This window comes from Pseudomonas fluorescens (assembly GCF_902497855.1).
Classification (GTDB): domain Bacteria; phylum Pseudomonadota; class Gammaproteobacteria; order Pseudomonadales; family Pseudomonadaceae; genus Aquipseudomonas; species Aquipseudomonas fluorescens_BI.
The window spans coordinates 1-18,331 of the sequence record NZ_CABVHU010000027.1 but is presented as its reverse complement, the minus strand read 5'-3'; the positions used below and the strand labels follow the sequence as shown (position 1 = coordinate 18,331).

13 protein-coding genes and 1 pseudogene are annotated in these 18,331 nt (G+C 62.9%); 10 read left to right on the top strand and 4 right to left on the bottom strand.

What is annotated here, in order from left to right:
* Positions 1-76 precede the first annotated feature (76 nt).
* Positions 77-967 carry a LysR family transcriptional regulator gene (locus F8N96_RS32580; RefSeq protein WP_128871177.1) on the top strand — a complete coding sequence of 297 codons (891 nt, stop codon included), beginning with the start codon at positions 77-79 and terminating at the stop codon, positions 965-967.
* A 108-nt stretch (positions 968-1,075) separates the two neighbouring features.
* On the opposite strand, the gene yiaY is transcribed toward F8N96_RS32580, so the two are convergent.
* On the bottom strand, positions 1,076-2,224 hold the full coding sequence (gene yiaY, locus F8N96_RS32575; RefSeq protein WP_150801272.1) for an L-threonine dehydrogenase: 1,149 nt from the start codon (positions 2,222-2,224) through the stop codon (positions 1,076-1,078).
* A 671-nt stretch (positions 2,225-2,895) separates the two neighbouring features.
* Between yiaY and F8N96_RS32570 the strand changes: the two genes are divergently transcribed.
* Genes F8N96_RS32570 through F8N96_RS35825 form a run of 5 tightly spaced genes read left to right on the top strand, consistent with a single transcriptional unit; the run spans position 2,896 to position 11,556 of the window.
* Positions 2,896-5,430 (top strand): hypothetical protein, encoded by a 2,535-nt coding sequence (locus F8N96_RS32570; protein WP_224789573.1) that lies wholly within the window; start codon positions 2,896-2,898, stop codon positions 5,428-5,430.
* Positions 5,431-5,447: 17 nt separating this feature from the next.
* The gene (locus F8N96_RS32565) at positions 5,448-6,341 is read left to right on the top strand and encodes a hypothetical protein (RefSeq protein WP_150801271.1); all 894 of its coding nucleotides are present in this window, start codon (positions 5,448-5,450) and stop codon (positions 6,339-6,341) included.
* 13 nt (positions 6,342-6,354) lie between these two features.
* Entirely contained in the window at positions 6,355-8,508 is a 2,154-nt protein-coding gene (locus F8N96_RS32560) for a hypothetical protein (RefSeq protein WP_150801270.1), read from the top strand.
* Positions 8,505-10,028, top strand: coding sequence for a c-type cytochrome (locus F8N96_RS32555; RefSeq protein ID WP_150801269.1), 1,524 nt, complete (start codon positions 8,505-8,507; stop codon positions 10,026-10,028). The genes F8N96_RS32560 and F8N96_RS32555 overlap by 4 nt, the downstream gene beginning before the upstream one ends.
* A gap of 19 nt (positions 10,029-10,047) precedes the next feature.
* A complete protein-coding gene (locus F8N96_RS35825; protein ID WP_150801268.1) occupies positions 10,048-11,556 on the top strand; it encodes a c-type cytochrome in 1,509 nt (502 codons plus the stop codon).
* A 132-nt stretch (positions 11,557-11,688) separates the two neighbouring features.
* Here the strand turns inward: F8N96_RS35825 and F8N96_RS32545 are convergent, their stop codons facing one another.
* Entirely contained in the window at positions 11,689-12,702 is a 1,014-nt protein-coding gene (locus F8N96_RS32545) for a GlxA family transcriptional regulator (protein WP_191635401.1), read from the bottom strand.
* Between the two features lie 198 nt (positions 12,703-12,900).
* On the opposite strand from F8N96_RS32545, the gene F8N96_RS32540 reads away from it, so the two are divergent.
* The 3 genes and pseudogenes from F8N96_RS32540 (at position 12,901) to F8N96_RS32525 (ending at position 14,850) form a co-directional block, all read left to right on the top strand.
* Positions 12,901-13,473, top strand: a complete 573-nt coding sequence (locus F8N96_RS32540; protein WP_150801266.1) for a chorismate mutase — start codon at positions 12,901-12,903, stop codon at positions 13,471-13,473.
* A 123-nt stretch (positions 13,474-13,596) separates the two neighbouring features.
* Positions 13,597-13,800 (top strand): annotated as a pseudogene (locus F8N96_RS32535) (hypothetical protein); the annotation flags it as partial.
* Between the two features lie 627 nt (positions 13,801-14,427).
* Positions 14,428-14,850, top strand: a complete 423-nt coding sequence (locus F8N96_RS32525) for a nuclear transport factor 2 family protein (RefSeq protein ID WP_150801265.1) — start codon at positions 14,428-14,430, stop codon at positions 14,848-14,850.
* 110 nt (positions 14,851-14,960) lie between these two features.
* On the opposite strand, the gene F8N96_RS32520 is transcribed toward F8N96_RS32525, so the two are convergent.
* Complete coding sequence (locus F8N96_RS32520) at positions 14,961-15,350, bottom strand: c-type cytochrome (RefSeq protein ID WP_150801264.1); 390 nt, start codon at positions 15,348-15,350, stop codon at positions 14,961-14,963.
* A gap of 241 nt (positions 15,351-15,591) precedes the next feature.
* Positions 15,592-16,923, bottom strand: coding sequence for a PLP-dependent aminotransferase family protein (locus F8N96_RS32515; RefSeq protein WP_150801263.1), 1,332 nt, complete (start codon positions 16,921-16,923; stop codon positions 15,592-15,594).
* Positions 16,924-17,009: 86 nt separating this feature from the next.
* On the opposite strand from F8N96_RS32515, the gene F8N96_RS32510 reads away from it, so the two are divergent.
* On the top strand, positions 17,010-17,906 hold the full coding sequence (locus F8N96_RS32510) for a DMT family transporter (RefSeq protein WP_150801262.1): 897 nt from the start codon (positions 17,010-17,012) through the stop codon (positions 17,904-17,906).
* The last annotated feature ends 425 nt before the right edge of the window (positions 17,907-18,331 follow it).

Here is an 18,331-nt window from a genome sequence, read left to right as displayed (position 1 = left end):
AGCGATTATTGCGTTTCACAAAAGAAAATCTTAAGGTCCAATCTCTCATTCAGCGGCCTACGAAGACGGGATGACGATGGAATATGAGCTTCAGGACATCAGGTCGTTCGTGAAAATCGCCGAACTCGGCAGCTTCCACGAAGCCGCCGATGCGCTTCACCTTTCTCAACCAGCGTTGAGTCGGCGGATTAAAAAGCTGGAAGAGGGATTGGGCACTGCCCTGCTCGATCGCACCACGCGCAAAGTCAGCCTGACCAGCGTCGGACGCGATTTCTTGCCCAAGGCGCGCAGGTTGCTGGACGATTTCGACGATTCCATTTTGAATATTCGCGAGCTGGCAGAACGCCAGATCGGCCGTGTAACCCTGGCCTGCATCCCCACCGCGGCGTTTTATTTCCTGCCTTCGGTCATTCGGATTTACAACGAACGCTACCCGAAAATCCGCATCCGCCTGCTCGACCTGAGCGCTAATGAAGGCCTGGAGTCGGTGCTGCGTGGTGAAGCCGACTTCGGTATCAACATGATGAGCGGCCAGCACCCCGACATCGAATTCGTTCCGCTGGTAAACGAACCGTTCGTATTGGCCTGTCGACGGGATCATGAACTGGCGAAACGCGCCTCGGTCAGCTGGTCCGAGCTGAGCGACTACCGACTGATCGGCGTCGGGCGTCTGAGCGGCAACCGTATGCTGCTGGACCATGCGCTATCTGGACTGAGCTGGCGTCCGCAGTGGTTCTACGAAGTGCAGCATCTGTCTACGTCGCTGGGATTGGTCGAAGCGGGTCTGGGGGTGTCGGCGATGCCGAGCCTGGCTATGCCCGCGGGCGATCATCCAACGCTGGTGAGCGTTCCGCTCATCGAACCTGTGGTCAATCGTTCGTTGGGGCTTGTCTATCGACGAGGTGCGTCACTCTCCCCGGCAGCAGAAAAATTCGTCTCGATACTGCTTGAGCAGTGGCCGCAGTAAGGTCCCCTTTGTAGGAGCGAGCTCGCCCCTACGTGAAGCCCCCAAAAAAAGCCCCGCACTTCAACCGAAGGCGGGGCTGTTGATCTGGCTGGCGTCACGTCACACCGGTTACATCGCGGTATGGAAAATCTGCTCGATCTCATCCTGACTGGCGGGACGGGGATTGGTAAAGCCGCAGGCATCCTTCATGGCATTGGTTGCCAGGATCGGGATGTCGTCGGCCTTGGCGCCCAGTTCGGCGAGGCCGCTCGGAATACCGACATCCGAAGACAGTTTACGGATGGCGGCGATGGCCGCGGCGGCGCCTTTTTCCGCATCCAGAGGCTGGGTGTCGACCCCCATTGCGTTGGCGATGTCTTTAAACCGGGCCGGGCATACGCTGGCGTTGAAGCTGGCGACATGGGGCAGCAGGATCGCATTGCACACGCCATGGGGCAGGTCGTAGAACCCACCCAATTGGTGCGCCATGGCGTGGACATAGCCCAGCGAAGCATTGTTGAAGGCCATGCCGGCAAGAAATTGCGCGTAGGCCATATTTTCCCGGGCGGTCATGTCGTCACCCTGGGCAACGGCGGTGCGCAGGTTGGCCGAGATCAATTCCACGGCCTTGAGCGCACAGGCATCGGTGATCGGCGTTGCCGCAGTCGACACGTAGGCTTCGATAGCGTGGGTCAGCGCGTCCATGCCGGTGGCGGCGGTCAGGCCTTTGGGCATGCCGGCCATCAGCGAAGGATCGTTGACCGACAACAGTGGGGTGACGTTACGGTCGACGATGGCCATTTTCACGTGCCGGACTTCGTCGGTAATGATGCAGAAGCGGGTCATTTCACTCGCCGTGCCGGCGGTGGTATTGATCGCGATCAACGGCATCTGTGGCTTGGCGGATTGATCCACGCCTTCGTAATCACTGATGTGCCCACCGTTGGCGGCGCACAGGGCAATGCCCTTGGCACAGTCATGGGGTGAACCGCCGCCCAGGGAAATGATGAAATCACAGTCGCTGCGACCAAGCAGCTCAAGGCCTTTCTCGACATTGCTGACCGTCGGATTCGGTTTGGCGCCGTCAAACAGGGTGGAGTTGATGTCCTGCTGGGCCAGAAGGCTGGCTACCTTGGCGGCCACGCCGGCTTTGGCCAGGCCAGCATCAGTGACGATCAGGGCTTTACGGAAACCGTATTTGCGGATGGCGAGCATGGCTTCGTCGAGACTGCCAATGCCCATCATGTTCACGGATGGAATGAAGAAGGTGCTGCTCATGATAAATCCTCTTTTATTCTGGAGACCCGGAATCAGGTGAGGTCTTCTATTCATATCGCAGGCTGTGAGGCTCGTCCCGATTGGCGTCATTGACGAAGTTCAGCGGGAGAGGTGCTGCATCAAGTGTTCAGGCGAACAGTGTTTTAAGATGCAGAGGTGGAGGGGCCATCGCAGCCGGTATCTTTTGATCGTGGGATTGAGCCTAAACCTATGACGCCAGACTGGAATGGTCCTTTGGCGTTCATTGGCACCTCCTTTAGTACTGGGAGGTCATGCGTGTCTTGGCTTTGCGAGACTGGGTAAATGAACAGGCCGGACGCACACGGATCACCCCAATCCAGGAACTGAACCTGGACTTAGTCGACCCCTCTACCGGCCGGGCGCCTCCCCCACTGCCCACGAGGTCGCTGGCGCAATACAGGCGTGCCTGCATGCCCGACAAATAGCAATGTAAAATTTCTTGCAAATGGGCCGCGGCCTGCTAAGCCTTAATTGGACATACTGAACGGCGGATCGCCCTTGGGTGCGATGCGCTTTGCAGATCGACAGTACGCCTTCCTGCATCTCTCCTCTCGCCGGGTGCAGTCAATGACCCAAACGTTGTCACCAGCAGTGCTTCGGGGGCTTCCCGTCGTGTCTTAATGTTGGTCCGACCGCAAGGAGGTCGCTCCATGAAGCGTGCGCTGCTCGTTGTCATTCCCTTCCTGGTGTCTCTCCTCATTGCCATCCCGCTGACCGCGGCCGCGCAGGCGACGGCCGAAACACGCAGTGTGCACGCGCAGGATGCGCCCTATTTTGAGGCTTGTTCACGCGAAGGGCTGAACGAGTCGGAATGCGCCGGCCGCCTGATCTGGTTCAAGGCCACGGCAGGCAACGACCGTTTCCATACCTCCGTCTTCCAGCAGCGCGTCGGCGTACTGATCGACTGGTACCGCGTACTGCGCAGCGACCAGCGCGGCGACCGCTTCCGCGCCTGGGGCATTATCAATGATCCGGCCTGCTGCACACCGGGCTCGCCGGACTGCCCGGCGAAGAGCCTGGATGAGACCTACGGCATGGACTGGTGCCCGGGCGACGAGGAGATGCTCGGCTACGTCGGACGCAGCGGCTATACCGATCCGGCATGCGACTTTCGCGACGCGCTCCTAAAGGAAGGCGACGTGCATGGGCCAGCCGACCAGCGCCAATCGGCCTGCGATCTGAAATTCGGCACTTCCACCGGCGCGCTCGGCATTCGCAAGTTTCCCAACCCGCGCTTCGACAAGGCGGCCTGGCAGCGGCTCAATGGCAACCCCGGCAGCTGGGAAGGCTACAACCGGCCGATTGCGGCCGCCGGCGCCGGCGAGGCGGCGCGCTCGCACCTGCAGGATGGCGCCATCGAGCCGCCCTTCCTGATAGGCACCGCCTGCGGCTCCTGCCACATCGCCTTCGATCCGCTCAACCCACCCGCTGACCCTGCGAATCCCAAGTGGGAAAACATCAAGGGCCTGGTCGGTAACCAGTACTCGCGCATCTCCGAAATCATGGTCTCGGGCATGCCCTCAAACACGCTGGAATGGCAGATGTTCGCCCATGCGCGACCCGGCGCCAGCGACACCTCGGCGATACCGACCGACCAGCTGAACAACCCGGGCACGATCAACGCTCTGATCAACATCGCCAAACGGCCGACCTTCGCCGACGAGCAGGTGCTGAAATGGCGCAAGGTTGACGCCTGCGGAGACGACCGCGACGAAACCCGTTGCTGGTGCGAACCGGGACGCGACGGCAAGTGCTGGAAGAAGTCCCTCGCTCCGGAAACCGTGCACCACATCCTGAAGGGTGGCGAAGACTCGATCGGCGCGCTCGAGGCGATCCAGCGCGTGTATTTCAACATCGGTTCATGCTCGGAACAGTGCTGGATGAACCACCTCTCCGACCTGCGCCAAATCGATCCGCAGCAGCGCGGCTTCGGCCAGACGCCGTTCAACATCGGCCAGTGCCGGCGCGACTGTCCCAACTTCCGCGCCATCGAGGACCGGCTGCCGAACATCCTCGATTTTTTCATGTCGGCCGAAGCACACGCCACCGATCTGCGTGCCGCGCGCGAAAACCAGCTGCGCGCCACGACACCGGACGCCCGCTATACCGAGCAGGACCTGATCGACACCCTTGAACGCGAATTCGGCAACAATGCGGTAGCGCGTGGCAGGGAGATTTTCGCCAACACCTGCGCACGCTGCCATTCCAGCCAGCCGGAAGCGGCGACTGGGCAGTTCGCCAGTCTCGACTTCCACAAAATCGACCTCGGCAGCGGCATGCGCGAGGATTGGCTGGGCAACGACCGCGGCACCCCGGTCTCCGAAGTCGGCACCTTCCGCTGCCGCGCCCTGCACTCCAACCACATGACCGGCCACATCTGGCAGGAATACGGCTCCGAGACCCTGCGTGCGCAGCCGCCCGACCCCAATGTCAAAGAGCCCGGAGACGGCGGGCGCGGCCACTATCGCAACATCTCACTGCTCAACCTGTGGGCACACGCACCCTTCCTGCACAACAACGCGCTCGGCCCCGAGCTATGCGGCAAGCCGCAGCACGCCGCGAACGACTTCTATGCGATGCGCCCGCGCTACGTGGACGGCAGCAGCGTGAAGCTGCTGCCCGCCGAGCAGCAACCGGCCTGCTTCGAATACGACCCCAGCGTCGAGGGCCGCTACCGGCTGTACAAGATGTCGATGCAGGAGTTGCTGAACCCGGCGCAGCGCATCCCGAAAGTTACCTTGCTGAGCGAGGATGTCACCCTGCGCATGGGCCCACGCCTGTGGGACGGCACCGCGAAGGAAATGCTGCTTGGCTTCGAGCTCACCATCCCGAGCGAAATCGACGGCCGCGGCGTCACCGCCGGCACCATTGGCAACTTCCAGCACAAGCGCTTCATCGTCGATCTGGTGCGCGCCAAGACCGCGCCACAGGAGCTCGAAGCGAGTCTGACCCAACGCTTCGGCAAGGACACCGGCGCCAAGGTGCTCGCCGACCTGAAGGTCATCACCGGCGAACTGGTCGGCAAGCCGAATGCGTTGGTGGCGGCACTGAAGGCACGCCCCTATCTGATCAAGCAGATCTACAGCAGCTGCACCGCCGAGATCGAAAACGACGGTCACCGCTTCGGCGAGGATCTGTCCGAAGCAGACAAGAAGGCGCTGATCGCCTTCCTTGCCACCTTCTAAGTGCAAGGGGAGCCGCCATGAGGATCGCCACCTTCGCCATCTGTACCGTCATCGCCCTAGGCGGATCCGGTTGCGGGTTCTTCGATTCCGACAAAAAGCCCCCGGACATCAGCTTCGCCCCCTATGGCGAAGGCTATTCCGAGAAACCGGATTTCGCCCAGCTGGAATACCAGTACCCGCTGTCGCCGAAGGATCTCTACAAGATCACACCGAAGAACCTGTCTTTGCTCGATCAGGAGCAGGTCGACCAGATCTATGCCCGGCTGCCAGCCGGGCCGATTCCGGACGGGCCTTTCGAAGGCGACCTGTTCTTTGCGCGCGGTGGTAGCGGCAAACTGCGCCTGTCGGAAATCGCCGGTGGCGGGTTGCGGGCGCTATTGGTGAATGTGGCCGGGCACAAGCTCGACCTGGTCGGTGAAACCCTGTGGAAGGGCAAGGTGTTCTATCGCGACGAGCGCCTGCTGCGCAATCGCATCGAGGATCTCGGTACGCTGAAGAAGCTGGGACTGGTCGAGGAAAGCGCCGACCAACCGCTGCAGTCCATCAAGGTTGACGGCAAGGATCAATGGCTGCTGTTCCCGGCCAAGCTGTACTGCGGGCAAAGCCTGCTCGACAGCCGGCGCGAGTCGATCATCATCGACTACGCCTTCACCGACGATCTGCCAGGTTACCGTCGTCTGCCAGACATGATAGCCGGGCGCGACGGCTTCGCGGTCCGCGACGAGATCCGCATGGTGCATCCCGGTTTCTATCTCGGCCGCGCCTACATGGACCGCAGCTTCGTGGTGAATTTTGTGCTGTACAACAAGGAGATCGCTGAGCGCGCCCGCGATGCGTTCATGGAAAGTGGCCAGGTACAGGAAGACTGCTGGACCGGCACGCAGGTCGCTCGCGCTCCCGGCGGCCAGTAACCCGCAGCGGATGATGGCCCAGACAGCATGGCAGATGACGACGCTGGCGCTGCTCGGCTGGCTGGCGACGCTGTCTGTCATGGCCGGTGAAACGCCGGCCTCCACGCCGCTGGAGGCGGCCGAAACGCCGGGCGAGCGCCTGCCGTCGGCCGGACGCTCGTTGTTCGATATCCTGCTCGGTCCGCCTGGGCCGACGGGGGAGGCAGTGGTGCCCTTTCCGTTCGCGGCCCTGCTCGGGCGCATCCGTGCCGAGCTGGATGCGAACCAGGCTTCGGGAGGATTGACCGTGGTGCTGATTCCGCTTGGCCGATCGTTGCAGCGCCCCGCCGTGGCGGACATACAGGCGTTTCGCCAGCCGCGCGTAGTCGCCGCCGTCACGGGCGAACCACCCGCCGCTGCAGCGGCCGGTCACCTCTACCTGAAGGACCGCCTGTATATCGGCTACCACGAAGGCGCCGCTGCGCTAGAGGTGATCAGCTACAATGAAACCGCTGGCCGCTTCGAGTTCCAGGTCGTGCACAACTACCGCGCGGACAATCGTCCCACGCTGCGCTATGCCAACCGTGCGCTGTGCCTGGCCTGTCATCAGAATGCCGCGCCGATCTTCTCGCGCCCCTCCTGGGACGAAACCTCCGCCAGTCCGGCCGTGGCTGCGCGCCTGGCAGCCACCGGCCAACCCTATTACGGCATCGCCTGGCGCCACGGTGTGGACTTGCCGGATGCGATCGACGCCGCGACTGCCCGCTCCAACCAGTTCACCCTCGCCCAGCGTCTGTGGCGCGAGGGCTGTGCCGCGACGACGCGCGCGAAGGCCATCGCCTGCCGCGCCGAGGCTCTACGCGTCGCGCTGCGCTACCGACTCGGCGGCGGCCGCACGATGACGCTCGACACGCCGACCGCCCGGCGCGATCTGCTCGAACCCCTACTGACCCATTGGCGTGCGCGCTGGCCGTCCGGCCTGCCCTTACCCGACCCTCAACTGCCCAACCGTCAGCCGTTCTCCGCCATCGACCTTTCCGACACAATCACTGCTGCTCTACCGAACGGCCTGGCCGCCCGCCGCATCGCCGACATCGGCGCCGCGTTCGACCCGTTGGCGCTGCGCCCGCCATTGGCGATCTGGCGCGGGCAAGATAGCGCCGACGTTGCCCGCTTCGTCCACGCTCTGTCACTGTTCTTCTCGCAAACCGATATCGGCCTGCTGGGCCGGCAACTCGCCGCCGCACCCGATGCGCCGCTACACAGTGTCACCTTGATCTGTCGCGAGCGCGTGGGCACTGCCCGGCTCGATCTCGACTGCGACGGTGCCGAGGGCAGCCGCCTGCTGGCACGGCTCAGCCTGCAGGGTGGACTCATTGCCGCGGGCAGCATCGACCGCCTGAGCCTGCCAGGTGCTGACCATAGTGGCCCTATCACACTCGGCCATGGCACGCCGCGCGCAGACGCCGCGGAGATCGGCTTCACCCTCGCAGAGCACGCCGATGGTGTGCGCAGTGCCCGTGGCGAAGGCATCCGCAGGCTGTGGCTGACGCGCGCGCGCGGCGATACCCCGGCGACCGCCAGGCTCGAGCTCGTGGCGGATCTCGCCCCGCTGGACGCCGCTATCGACGCGCTGGCGCAGACCACCCTGGCGGGTGACAGCGATGCCTTCGATGCGCAAGCGCTACGCCGAGACGCGCTGCTGACACCCCTGTTTGCCCGGCTCGGCGTTCCTTTACCGGTAGGCCAACGGTCCCCGATGCCGCCGGCGCGGCTGGCCGATGTCGCGTCCGGTCGCGACATGACGATGGCAGCGGACCTGCTGCCTTTCGTTCGGCAGTGCGGTTTATGCCACAGCGCAGCGAGCAGATTTCCGCCAGGATTCCTGCACGGCGACGACAGCCACGTGCGCGCCAACCTGGCCGACTGCGCTGAACGCATCCTGTACCGCCTGCAGATGAACCACCTGACGGCCGCCGCGCAGCTGAAAACGCCGATGCCGCCACCGGCCGCCGCCCACGCTCCCGGCTTCGCCCAGTCCGCCGATCTGGCGGCGATGCTGAGCGCACTGGAAACCCTGACGCGCGTGCGCGGGGGCCTGGGCGGCGACGCTGTACTCGAGCGCGTCTACCCAAGCCTGGCACCTTGCGTCCCACCCATTGACCCGGATCAAGGAGAACTCAGGTGACCGACCGATCCCGCCACCCAGCCCTGCTGCGCTGGTCTGGCCGAGCGCTCCTGCTGTTGCCCTGGATTCTACTGGTGCTCGGCGGCCTCTACGCCGCAGTGCGCTTCCTGCCTGATGTTGCGGTGCAGTACAGCGACCCGGTAGAGCACTTCAAATACGGTTCCACGGGCGGCGAGCGCGAATCCGGCTTTCCCTATTGGATCTGGCAGGCCCTGCCTCAGGTCTGCGCTGACGATCTGCCTGGCGGCTACGCCTCGCTCGGTCTGATCTACGAACCCGGCCGCGACCTGCCGGTCGGCGTGTCAAAGCGACGCAATCTCGGGCTGGACCGCGTATTCCTGAACTGCGCGGCGTGCCACACCAGCACGGTGCGCGATGCAGTCGACGGCGAACCGCGACTGATCGTCGGCATGCCGGCTCACCGCTTCGACATCCGCGCCTTCGAAATCTTCTTCTTCAACTGCGCCGCCGGGCCGACGTTCACCAGGGAATTCATCGTGCCGGAGATCGACCGCCTCGCCGGCGGCCTCAATCCTCTCGACCGCTACGTGGTCTATCCGGTGGCAATCGCGCTGATGCGCGAGCGCCTGCTGATGCTGCGCGGGCGCTTCGAGTTCGTCTTCGACCAACCCGAATGGGGCCCGGGCCGGGTCGATACCTTCAACTCAGCGAAGGTGCTGTTCAACTTCCCAATGATGCAGTTGCCACCGCAGGAACGGCTCGGCGCGTCCGACTTTCCGTCAATCTGGAACCAGCGCATGCGCATGACGCGCGACGACGGCGGGCGTATGGAGCTGCACTGGGACGGCAACAACGCCCATACCGAGGAACGCAACAAGAGCGCTGCCTTCGGCACAGGCACCACGCCGCCGACGATCGACCTCGCCGCCATCGGGCGGGTGGAAGACTGGCTGTTGGATCTGGCGCCACCGCCCTACCCCTACCCCATCGACCGCGCGCTGGCGGCACGCGGTGCGCCGCTCTATGCGCAGTACTGCGCCGGCTGCCACGGAGCCAGCGGGCAGGACTTCAAGGGCGCGAAGGTCGGCCACGTGACTGCGCTCGCACAGATCGGCACCGACCGCGCGCGGCTCGACTCCTACACCCGTGATCTGGCCGTCAACCAGGCCACGCTGTACGCCGGCTATCCGCACCGCTTCCGTCATTTCCGCAAGACCTGGGGCTACGCCAACATGCCTCTGGACGGCATCTGGCTGCGCGCGCCCTACCTGCACAATGGTTCCGTGCCGACCCTGCGCGACCTGCTCGAGCCGTCTGCCGCGCGGCCGATCACCTTCATCCGCGGCAACGATGTGTACGAGCCGCGGCGGGTGGGCTTCGTCGCCGACCTTCCGGCATCCGCGCCGTCGGCACCCGCATTGGCCGATGGCCCGCGCCTGCTCCTGTTCGACACCCGTCAACCGGGTAACAGCAATGCCGGTCATGAGGGACACGATTACGGCACCGAACTGCCGGCGACCGACAAGGACGCCCTGATCGAGCACCTGAAGACCTTCTGAGCGCCATAGGAGACTGATCATGCAACCTACCTTCCGTACGCGTGGCCCGGGCCGACATGGCAGTCCCGGCTTCGCGCGCAACCTCGGCCGCAGCCTGCTCGCGGTGCTCGTCGTGCTGCTGGTACTGGGTGCCGGCGGTGGGGTCTTCACCTGGTACAAGTTCTTCCGCGAGGAGCCGCAACCCGAATGGGTTACCAAAGATCCGGACATGCGCTTCAAGTACGGCTCGATCGGCGCGGAGCGCGACGCCGGCATCCCCTACTGGATCTTCTACGTGCTGCCGCGCATCTTCCCCGACAAGCTGCCTGGCCCCGGCGGCTATGCTTCACTCGGCGTGGCGTGGGAGGAAGGCCAGGAGTTGCCGGTGGGCTTCTCGAAGAAGGTGGTCGGTTTTGCGCGTGTCGCCAACAACTGCGCCGCCTGCCACACCGCCAGCTATCGCACTGATGCCGATTCCGCGCCGGTCTTCGTGCCAACCGGGCCGAACCATACGCTCAACCTGTGGGCTTTCTTCCGCTTCCTGGTCGACTGCGCGAAGGACCCGCGCTTCAACGCCGACAACCTGATGGCCGAGATCCGACTGGTCACCGACCTGTCCTTCATCGACAGCGTGATCTACCGTTTCCTGCTCATCCCGATCACGAAAAAGACCCTGCTTGAGCGTGAAGAGCAGTTCGCCTGGCTCTACCGCGAAGACTTTCCGCCCTGGGGGCGCGGGCGCGACGACGCCATGAACCTGACCAAATACTTCATGATCCGCTGGCCAATGGACAACAGTTTCGGTCCCACCGACATGCCCTCGCTGTGGAACCTGAAGAAGTATCGGCCGGAACAGGGCATGCGCATGAACTTCGCCGGAGACAGCCACGATCCGTATTCGGTGATCATCGACTCGGCGCTGGGGCTGCTCGGCGCCGCACCCAAGGACAACGACGCATTTCTCGCCCAGGTGCGCTGGCTGCAGGACTACGTCTCGAACAAGCCGGCACCGGAATATCCTTTCCCGGTGGATGCAGCGAAGGCCGGGCGCGGCAAGGCGGTATTCGACAGCACCTGCGCCGCCTGCCACGCCTCGGCCCGTACTGGCACCATAGTGTCACTGGCAGAGGTCGGCACCAACCGCGACCGCCTCGATACCTGGAGCGAGAAGGCTGCCATCGAAGCCAACAAGGTGGTGAGGGACATGGGCATCGAGCGCCCCGGCCTGGTCGAGGAGCCGCTGCGCGGTTACATCGCCGCCTTCCTGGACGGCATCTGGCTGCGCGCGCCCTACCTGCACAACGGCTCCGTGCCGACGCTGCGCGACCTGCTCGAGCCGCCGGAGCAACGCCCCGCCGTGTTCTGGCGCGGCTATGACGTCTACGATCCGATCCGCGCAGGCTTCGAAACCCAGAGCCCGGAGGCCCAGCGCATCGGCACCCGCCACGAGGTCAGTGCGAAGGGCGGCGGCAACCAGGGCCACACGTTCGGCACCGGGCTGCCGGCGCAAGACAAGGACGCCCTGGTGGAATACCTGAAAACGTTGTAAGGCAAACGGGAGCAGCAGCAGGACGAACGCCTTGCGCAATATCATCGACGGCCTGCTGATCGCTGGCTTATGCGAATGGCCGGTAATCGCCAGTTTTATCCCGGCTCAGGTCGCCTTGCTAAACCCTGGCCGTCACTTGACCAGGCGCTTTTCCTTGGAAGGCCTGTACCCAAAATACGAGCTGTAGCACTTGCTGAAGTGGCTGGGCGAAACAAAGCCACAGGCCACCAGCACGTCGACCTGGGACAACTCCGTGTGCTGCAGCAGTCGACGGGCTTCGGTGATCCGCAGTTCCATGTAATAGCGCTGCGGCGTGGTGCCCAGTTGCTCCTTGAACAGGCGCTCGAGTTGGCGACGTGAGCGGCCGGCGTAGACGGCCAGTTGCTCCAGCTCCAGCGGCTCTTCGAGGTTGGCGTCCATCAGCTTCACCACTTCGCGCAAGGGCGCGCTGACGCAGATGTTTTCAGTGGGCTTGATGCGCCGGTAGCGAGATTCCTCGAACGCCAGGATGTCTTCGATGCCCTCGACCAGGGCTTTGTCGTGCAGGCCCTTGATCCAGTCCAGCGCCATATGGAATGCGCCGGAGGGGCTGGACGCCGTGAGCCGGTCGCGATCGATGACATAGGGTTCGCTGCTGACCTGGGTCGTCTTGGCGATTTCGGCGAGTGCGGGGCGATGTTCGGGGTGGATTGCACAGCGATAGCCGTCGAGCAGGCCTGCCCTGCCGAGGAACCATGCACCGTTCCACAGTCCGGCCAGCGTGACGCCCTGGTCTGTCGCCGATCGCAACAGGTGGATGAACTCTTCGGTGGCCTTCAGTTCTGTCCTGTAGCCGCCGCAGATGACCAGCAGATCCAGGTCATGGATGGCGGCAGAATCGAGGCGTGCATCCGGGCGGATGACCAGTCCCAGATCGCTGACGACTTCCGCGTCACTCAAGCCGAACGTGCGCGATGAGAACAGCCCGGGGCGCAGCAGATTGGCGGTGACAATGGTGTCCAGTGCCTGGGTGAACGCAGGCAGGGAGAAGTGCTCGAGCAGCAAAAAGCCTGCTCGAGTCATCTGCGCAGGCTGGCCAGGGTTTTCATTCAGGTAGCGGAGGTTTTTACCCTTCATGCCTCCGCTGAATTGACGTCGTTCGATCAATGTTCGACCCACTCGTTTACGTTAACCAGCCTGTCGCTTGGCGCGCCGGTAAAGCGTTCATGCTACCTGCACAAGCGTGGAAAGCCCTAGCGCCATTATGCAACGGACTGCGCAAATGAATCAGCCACCTTAACGGCCCTGCCACACCTGTGTTACACATCCCCTGCCTGTGAATCCCGCGTCCAATGAGGTTTGCCAATGCTCCATTCCCCACGCCTACCGCAGCTGCTGACCTGCGCCCTGCTCGCCTTGTTCGCTGGCGGCGCACAGGCCGCCACGTCCGCACCGGCGCCCGATAGCCTGCAACCGCTGCTGGCGACGATGAACGAGCGCCTGAACATTGCCGATCTGGTGGCGCTGACCAAGTGGGACAGCGGCAAGCCGATCCAGGACAGTGCCCGGGAAGCGCAGGTCATCGCCAGCGCGAGGAAGCTGGCCGTTGCGCGCAAACTGGACCCGAATGACGTCGCCGAATTGGTCGGTGCACAGATAGAGGCCAACAAGCTGGTGCAGTACGGCCTGATCGCTCAATGGCATGCGGCGGGCAAAGCGCCTGATACGCCACGGCCAGACCTCGCCAAGCAGATCAGGCCTCAGCTGGATGAACTGCAGAACCGCCTGTTGCAGCACTACGCCAGGTTCGTGCCTTATCGCACCGACCCCAACTGCCAGGACTGGCTGGCCACGGCGCGATCCGGCCTGCTCAAGGACGGTTTGCATGGCCAGGCACTGATACGCGCCACCGGCGAGCTGTGTATCGGTGATCGGTAAATCCTGGCTGATGCAGCCATTGACGGCATCAATAGTCACCATTAACTCAATGAAGTTCTCTTAAAAACTCCGGGGCGTAACATCGCCTCCATACCAGACACCTGCACCCCGGAGCACACAATCATGAAACGCCAAGTCCTTCTCAGCATCGCTTTCTCGGTTTTTGCAGTGAACGCTTTTGCCGCCACGTCCACTCACCCGGTTGTCGCTGAAGGCGGCTCGGACCGTTTGATTGAAAGCCGTGTGGCTGAGGGTGGCTCGGATCGGTTGATTGAAAACCGTGTGGCTGCCGATGGTTCGGATCGTTTGATCGAAAGCCGTGCGGCATGAATGAATGGTTTTACCGCTACACTCAACGAAAAACCCGGCCTCGTCTGCCGGGTTTTTTTATACCTGCAATAACCCGCAATTCATGGGATGCCCGGTCAATCGCCAAGATCGCCAAACCTGTAGGAGCCGGCTTGCTGGCGAAGGCGTCTGCATGGGCACTGCATGGCTCGAGGTCGCCTTCGCTGGCAAGCCAGCTCCTACAGGGATCACCGGTGTACAGATGAAGGGTGGTCAACGCCAAACCCCTGTAGGCGCCGGCTTGCTGGCGAAGGCGTCTGCATGGGCGCTGCATGGCTCGAGGCCGCCTTCGCTGGCAAGCCAGCTCCTACAGGGATCACCGGTGTACAGATGAAGGGTGGTCAACGCCAAACCCCTGTAGGAGCCGGCTTGCCGGCGAAGGCGTCTGCATGGGCGCTGCATGGCTCGAGGCCGCCTTCGCTGGCAAGCCAGCTCCTACACAAGCCAGCGCCACAAAAGCCGGGTATATCCGCCAATTCGTGGTCGTACGCGCATTCCGCAGGCTGCGATCTTTTGGCCCCCTTGCCGCCCACGCAGGGCTTCTTATACTCGACGGGCAATGCCAATGCCGCCGGACGGCCAACAATAAAAATACAGGAGTTGAAGATGTCTGGACTGAAACTGCATCCCGAAGCCGCAGCCTCCCTGAACCAGTGGCACGACATGATCCGCAAGGGTGACTTGAGCGCCTTGCCCGAACTGTTGGACCCTCAGGCAATATTCCGCTCGCCGATGGCGCACAAACCTTACCTGGGAGCGGTCGTGGTCTCGAAGATTCTCAACACCGTCATCGAGGTGTTCGAGGATTTTGTCTATCACCGGGAACTGGCGACGGCAGGCGGGTTGAGCGTCGTGCTGGAATTCAGCGCCAACGTTGACGGAAAGGCGTTAAAGGGCATCGACATGATCCGCTTCAACGAACAGGGGAAAATCGTCGAGTTCGAGGTGATGGTCCGCCCCTTCAGTGCCTTGCAAGCCTTGGGCGAGCAAATGGGACAACGCCTCGGCGCCTACCTCGCGGCCCTGTAGGAGCTGGCTCGCCAGCGAAGGACGTCAACGATAACGCATTGCTAGTTGGCTAAACGCGTCGCCCGTCTGTCAGCGGTTGAACCACCACACGCGCCGAGTGTTCAGCCAGCTCACTCCGGTTGAAAGGTCTGAAGATAAGCCAGCACGTCGTCGACCTTTTCCGGATCACTGAGCCCCCAGAAAATCATCCGGGTCCCGGGGACCACTTCCTTCGGGGCTTCGAGGTAGGCGGTCAGTGTTTCGCGAGTCCAGACGATGCCGGCCGCTTTCATCGCGTCGGAGTACAGGTAGTCCGTGGTGCTGCCTGAAGGGCGACCGAAAATCCCGTTGAGCTGCGGACCAAAAGAGCCCCGCGCCGACTCCCCGACCTGATGGCAGCCACCGCAGATCCGCTTGAACAGTTTACCGCCTGCCTCCGCATCGCCGGCCGCTTCGGCCTGGGCGCTGCAGAGTCCTGCACTGAGCAGCAGGGTGAAGGTCAGTAAAGCGGCGTTCTTCATGTCGGTTCCAGGTGTCGTTCACGGCGAAAGCGGGCGGCTATTTCATCATGACCGGCTCCGGCACCAAAACTTAAATGCAAAAACGCCCTCCCCGGTCTCGGCGGCGAAGGCCAGTTGATCGCCTTGGGGTTGCGCCTCCACGGCGAGGTGTCTGAATGATCGCGGTCTCGGGTTTGGGGCCGCTGCGCGACCCAGCGGGAGCAAGCTCCCTCGCCACAGGGGTGCTATCCTGGCTTTCCGGCTACGTATAAGCCCCCACCACCCTCTTCACCTTCAGCAACGCCTGGCGCAGCGTGTCCAGATCCACCGACCCCAACGCCAAACGGATCGCATGAGGCACATGCGCGGAGATCGCAAAAGGCCCGGCGATCGAGACCGCCACCTGTTCGCGCATCAGCTCCATGGCGATCTGGTCGGCCCGTGCGTCCTCCGGCAAGGGCAGCCAAAGAAAATAGGACGATGGATGACTGATGTAGCGAAGGCCCGCCAGCACTTGCGCGGCGATCGCTTGCCTGGCCTGCGCGTCCCGGCGTTTTTCCGCTTCCAGCTGCATGACGGTTCCATCGTCGAGCCAGGTGCTCGCAATCGCTGTCAGCACGCCCGGGGTATTCCAGGTGGTGGCCCGGATCGTTCGCTCCAGGGCGGGCACCTTATCGAGGGGCGCAGCGATGAAACCCACGCGCAAACCGGTGGCGACACTTTTGGATAACCCGGACACGTAAACCGTACACTCAGGGGCGAGATCGGCTATCGGTGGCGGCGGGTTTTCAGCCAGGAAGGCGTACGCGGCGTCTTCGATGATGAGCAACTCATGGCGGCGCGCAATCGTCACCAGGTGCGCGCGTTGCTCGGCACTCATCACCCATCCCAGCGGATTGTGCAGCGTCGGCATGGCGTACACCGCCTTTACACGCCGGCTCCGGCAGAGCTTTTCCAGGGCCTCGAGATCCGGCCCCTGTCCGGTCACGGGAATGGGCACGACTTCCAGGTGCAGGGCTTCGGCGAGCACCTTGAAACCTGAATAGGTCAGCGCATCGGCGGCAATCACATCGCCGGGCTTGAGCAGCGCCATCATCGTCACGGCCAGCCCCTGCTGGGCGCCATTGACGATCAACACGTGCCCGGCTTCCACCGTCAATCCGCGAGCCCGCAGATGACGTGCCACCGACGCCCGCTCATGCTGTCTCCCGGCGTGTGGCTGATAGCGCAGCAGCGCTTCCAGGTCACCACCCGACGCCAGCTGGCGCAGGGCACTGCGCAACAGCTCTGCCTGCCCGGGCAGCGACGGATAGTTGAAGTTGAGATCGATCATGCCGACGGCCACGTCTTTCTGGTCGATGCCCGAACCCGGCGCCAACGCGGTTTCCCTGACAAAGGTACCGCGCCCGGTTTCCCCGCTGACCAGGCCCATGGCCTCGAGTTCTGCATAGACCCGGCTGGCCGTCACCAGTGCCAGGCCTTCGGTCGTCGCCAGTTGGCGGTGGGTCGGCAAACGTGTGCCCGGCAGCAGGCGTCCGGCGCGGATGTCCGCGGCAAAGCTATCAACCAGTGACTTGTATCGAGAGCGAGGCATGGGCCGATGTATCCATGACAATATTTTGATTGTATTGATATTCGATCATAGGATGGATCTCTGCAAACTTTTTGAGTGCAAGCGCAATGGAACGGGCATCGAAGCTGCAAAATCTGGCGATGGAAAAGACCGCGAGCGGCTGGCTCAACGGGTTCATCGGCGTCCTGATCTTCAGCGGCTCGCTGCCTGCCACGCGGCTGGCCGTGCTGGAGTTCGACCCGGTGTTCCTGACGGTCGCCCGCGCCACCATCGCGGGACTGCTGGCGCTGTGCATGTTGCTGCTGTTCAAGGAAAAACGTCCTGCCCGAGGTTATCTTCTGCCCTTGGCGATCGTGGCGCTGGGGGTTGTGGTGGGGTTTCCGCTGTTGACGGCGCTGGCGCTGCAGTACGTGACGTCGGCGCACTCCATCGTCTTCGTCGGCCTGCTGCCACTCGCCACCGCAGCGTTCGGGGTGTTGCGCGGTGGCGAGCGGCCGCGGCCGGTGTTCTGGTTTTTCTCGGTGCTGGGCAGTGCGCTGGTGGTGGGGTTTGCGTTCTCCCAGGGCCTGACCGCGTCGCCGACGGGGGACATTCTGATGTTGCTGGCGATCCTCGCCTGCGGCCTGGGGTATGCCGAAGGTGCGAAGCTGTCGAGAACCCTGGGCGACTGGCAGGTGATCTCCTGGGCTTTGGTGCTGTCGCTTCCCGTCATGATCCCGTTGACCTGGTACCTCGCCCCGCCTTCGTTCTCGGGCATTACGACATCGGCATGGGTCTGCCTGGCTTATGTGTCGGTCTTCAGCATGCTGGTCGGCTTCGTGTTCTGGTATCGCGGGCTGGCCCAGGGCGGGATTGCCGCCGTCGGCCAGTTGCAGTTGCTGCAACCGTTTTTCGGGCTGGCGCTGGCGGCGACGCTGCTGCATGAGCAGGTGAGCATCGGGATGTTGGGCGTGACGGTGGCGGTGATTCTTTGTGTGGCGGGGGCGAGGCGGTTTTCGAAATAGTGGGGGCGCATGCCATCCAGACTGTAGGAGCGAGCCTGCTCCGGGCGGCGTTCCGACGATGGATTCAAGAGCAACGCGTTCATTCAGACAGCACGCGTCATCGTTGACGTCCATCGCTGGCAAGCCAGCTCCTACATCGGATCTGTGCCGGTCACATGATTTGTGCACACCCCGATCACCTGTAGGAGCCGGCTTGCCGGCGAAGGCGGCGGGTCAGCCGACATCGATGCCGGATGTGAGACCGCTTTCGCTGGCAAGCCAGCTCCTACATTGTGATCTTTTCCGGACTCAGGATTTGTGCGCGCCCCTCTTGGGAGTCTTTCAAAAAGGACGACAAAACTTCTTTTCGTTCGTCAGAAAAATGTAACTACAAAACAACGACAAACGCTTATTATTTGAAATTATCAACCTTTATCTAATAATAT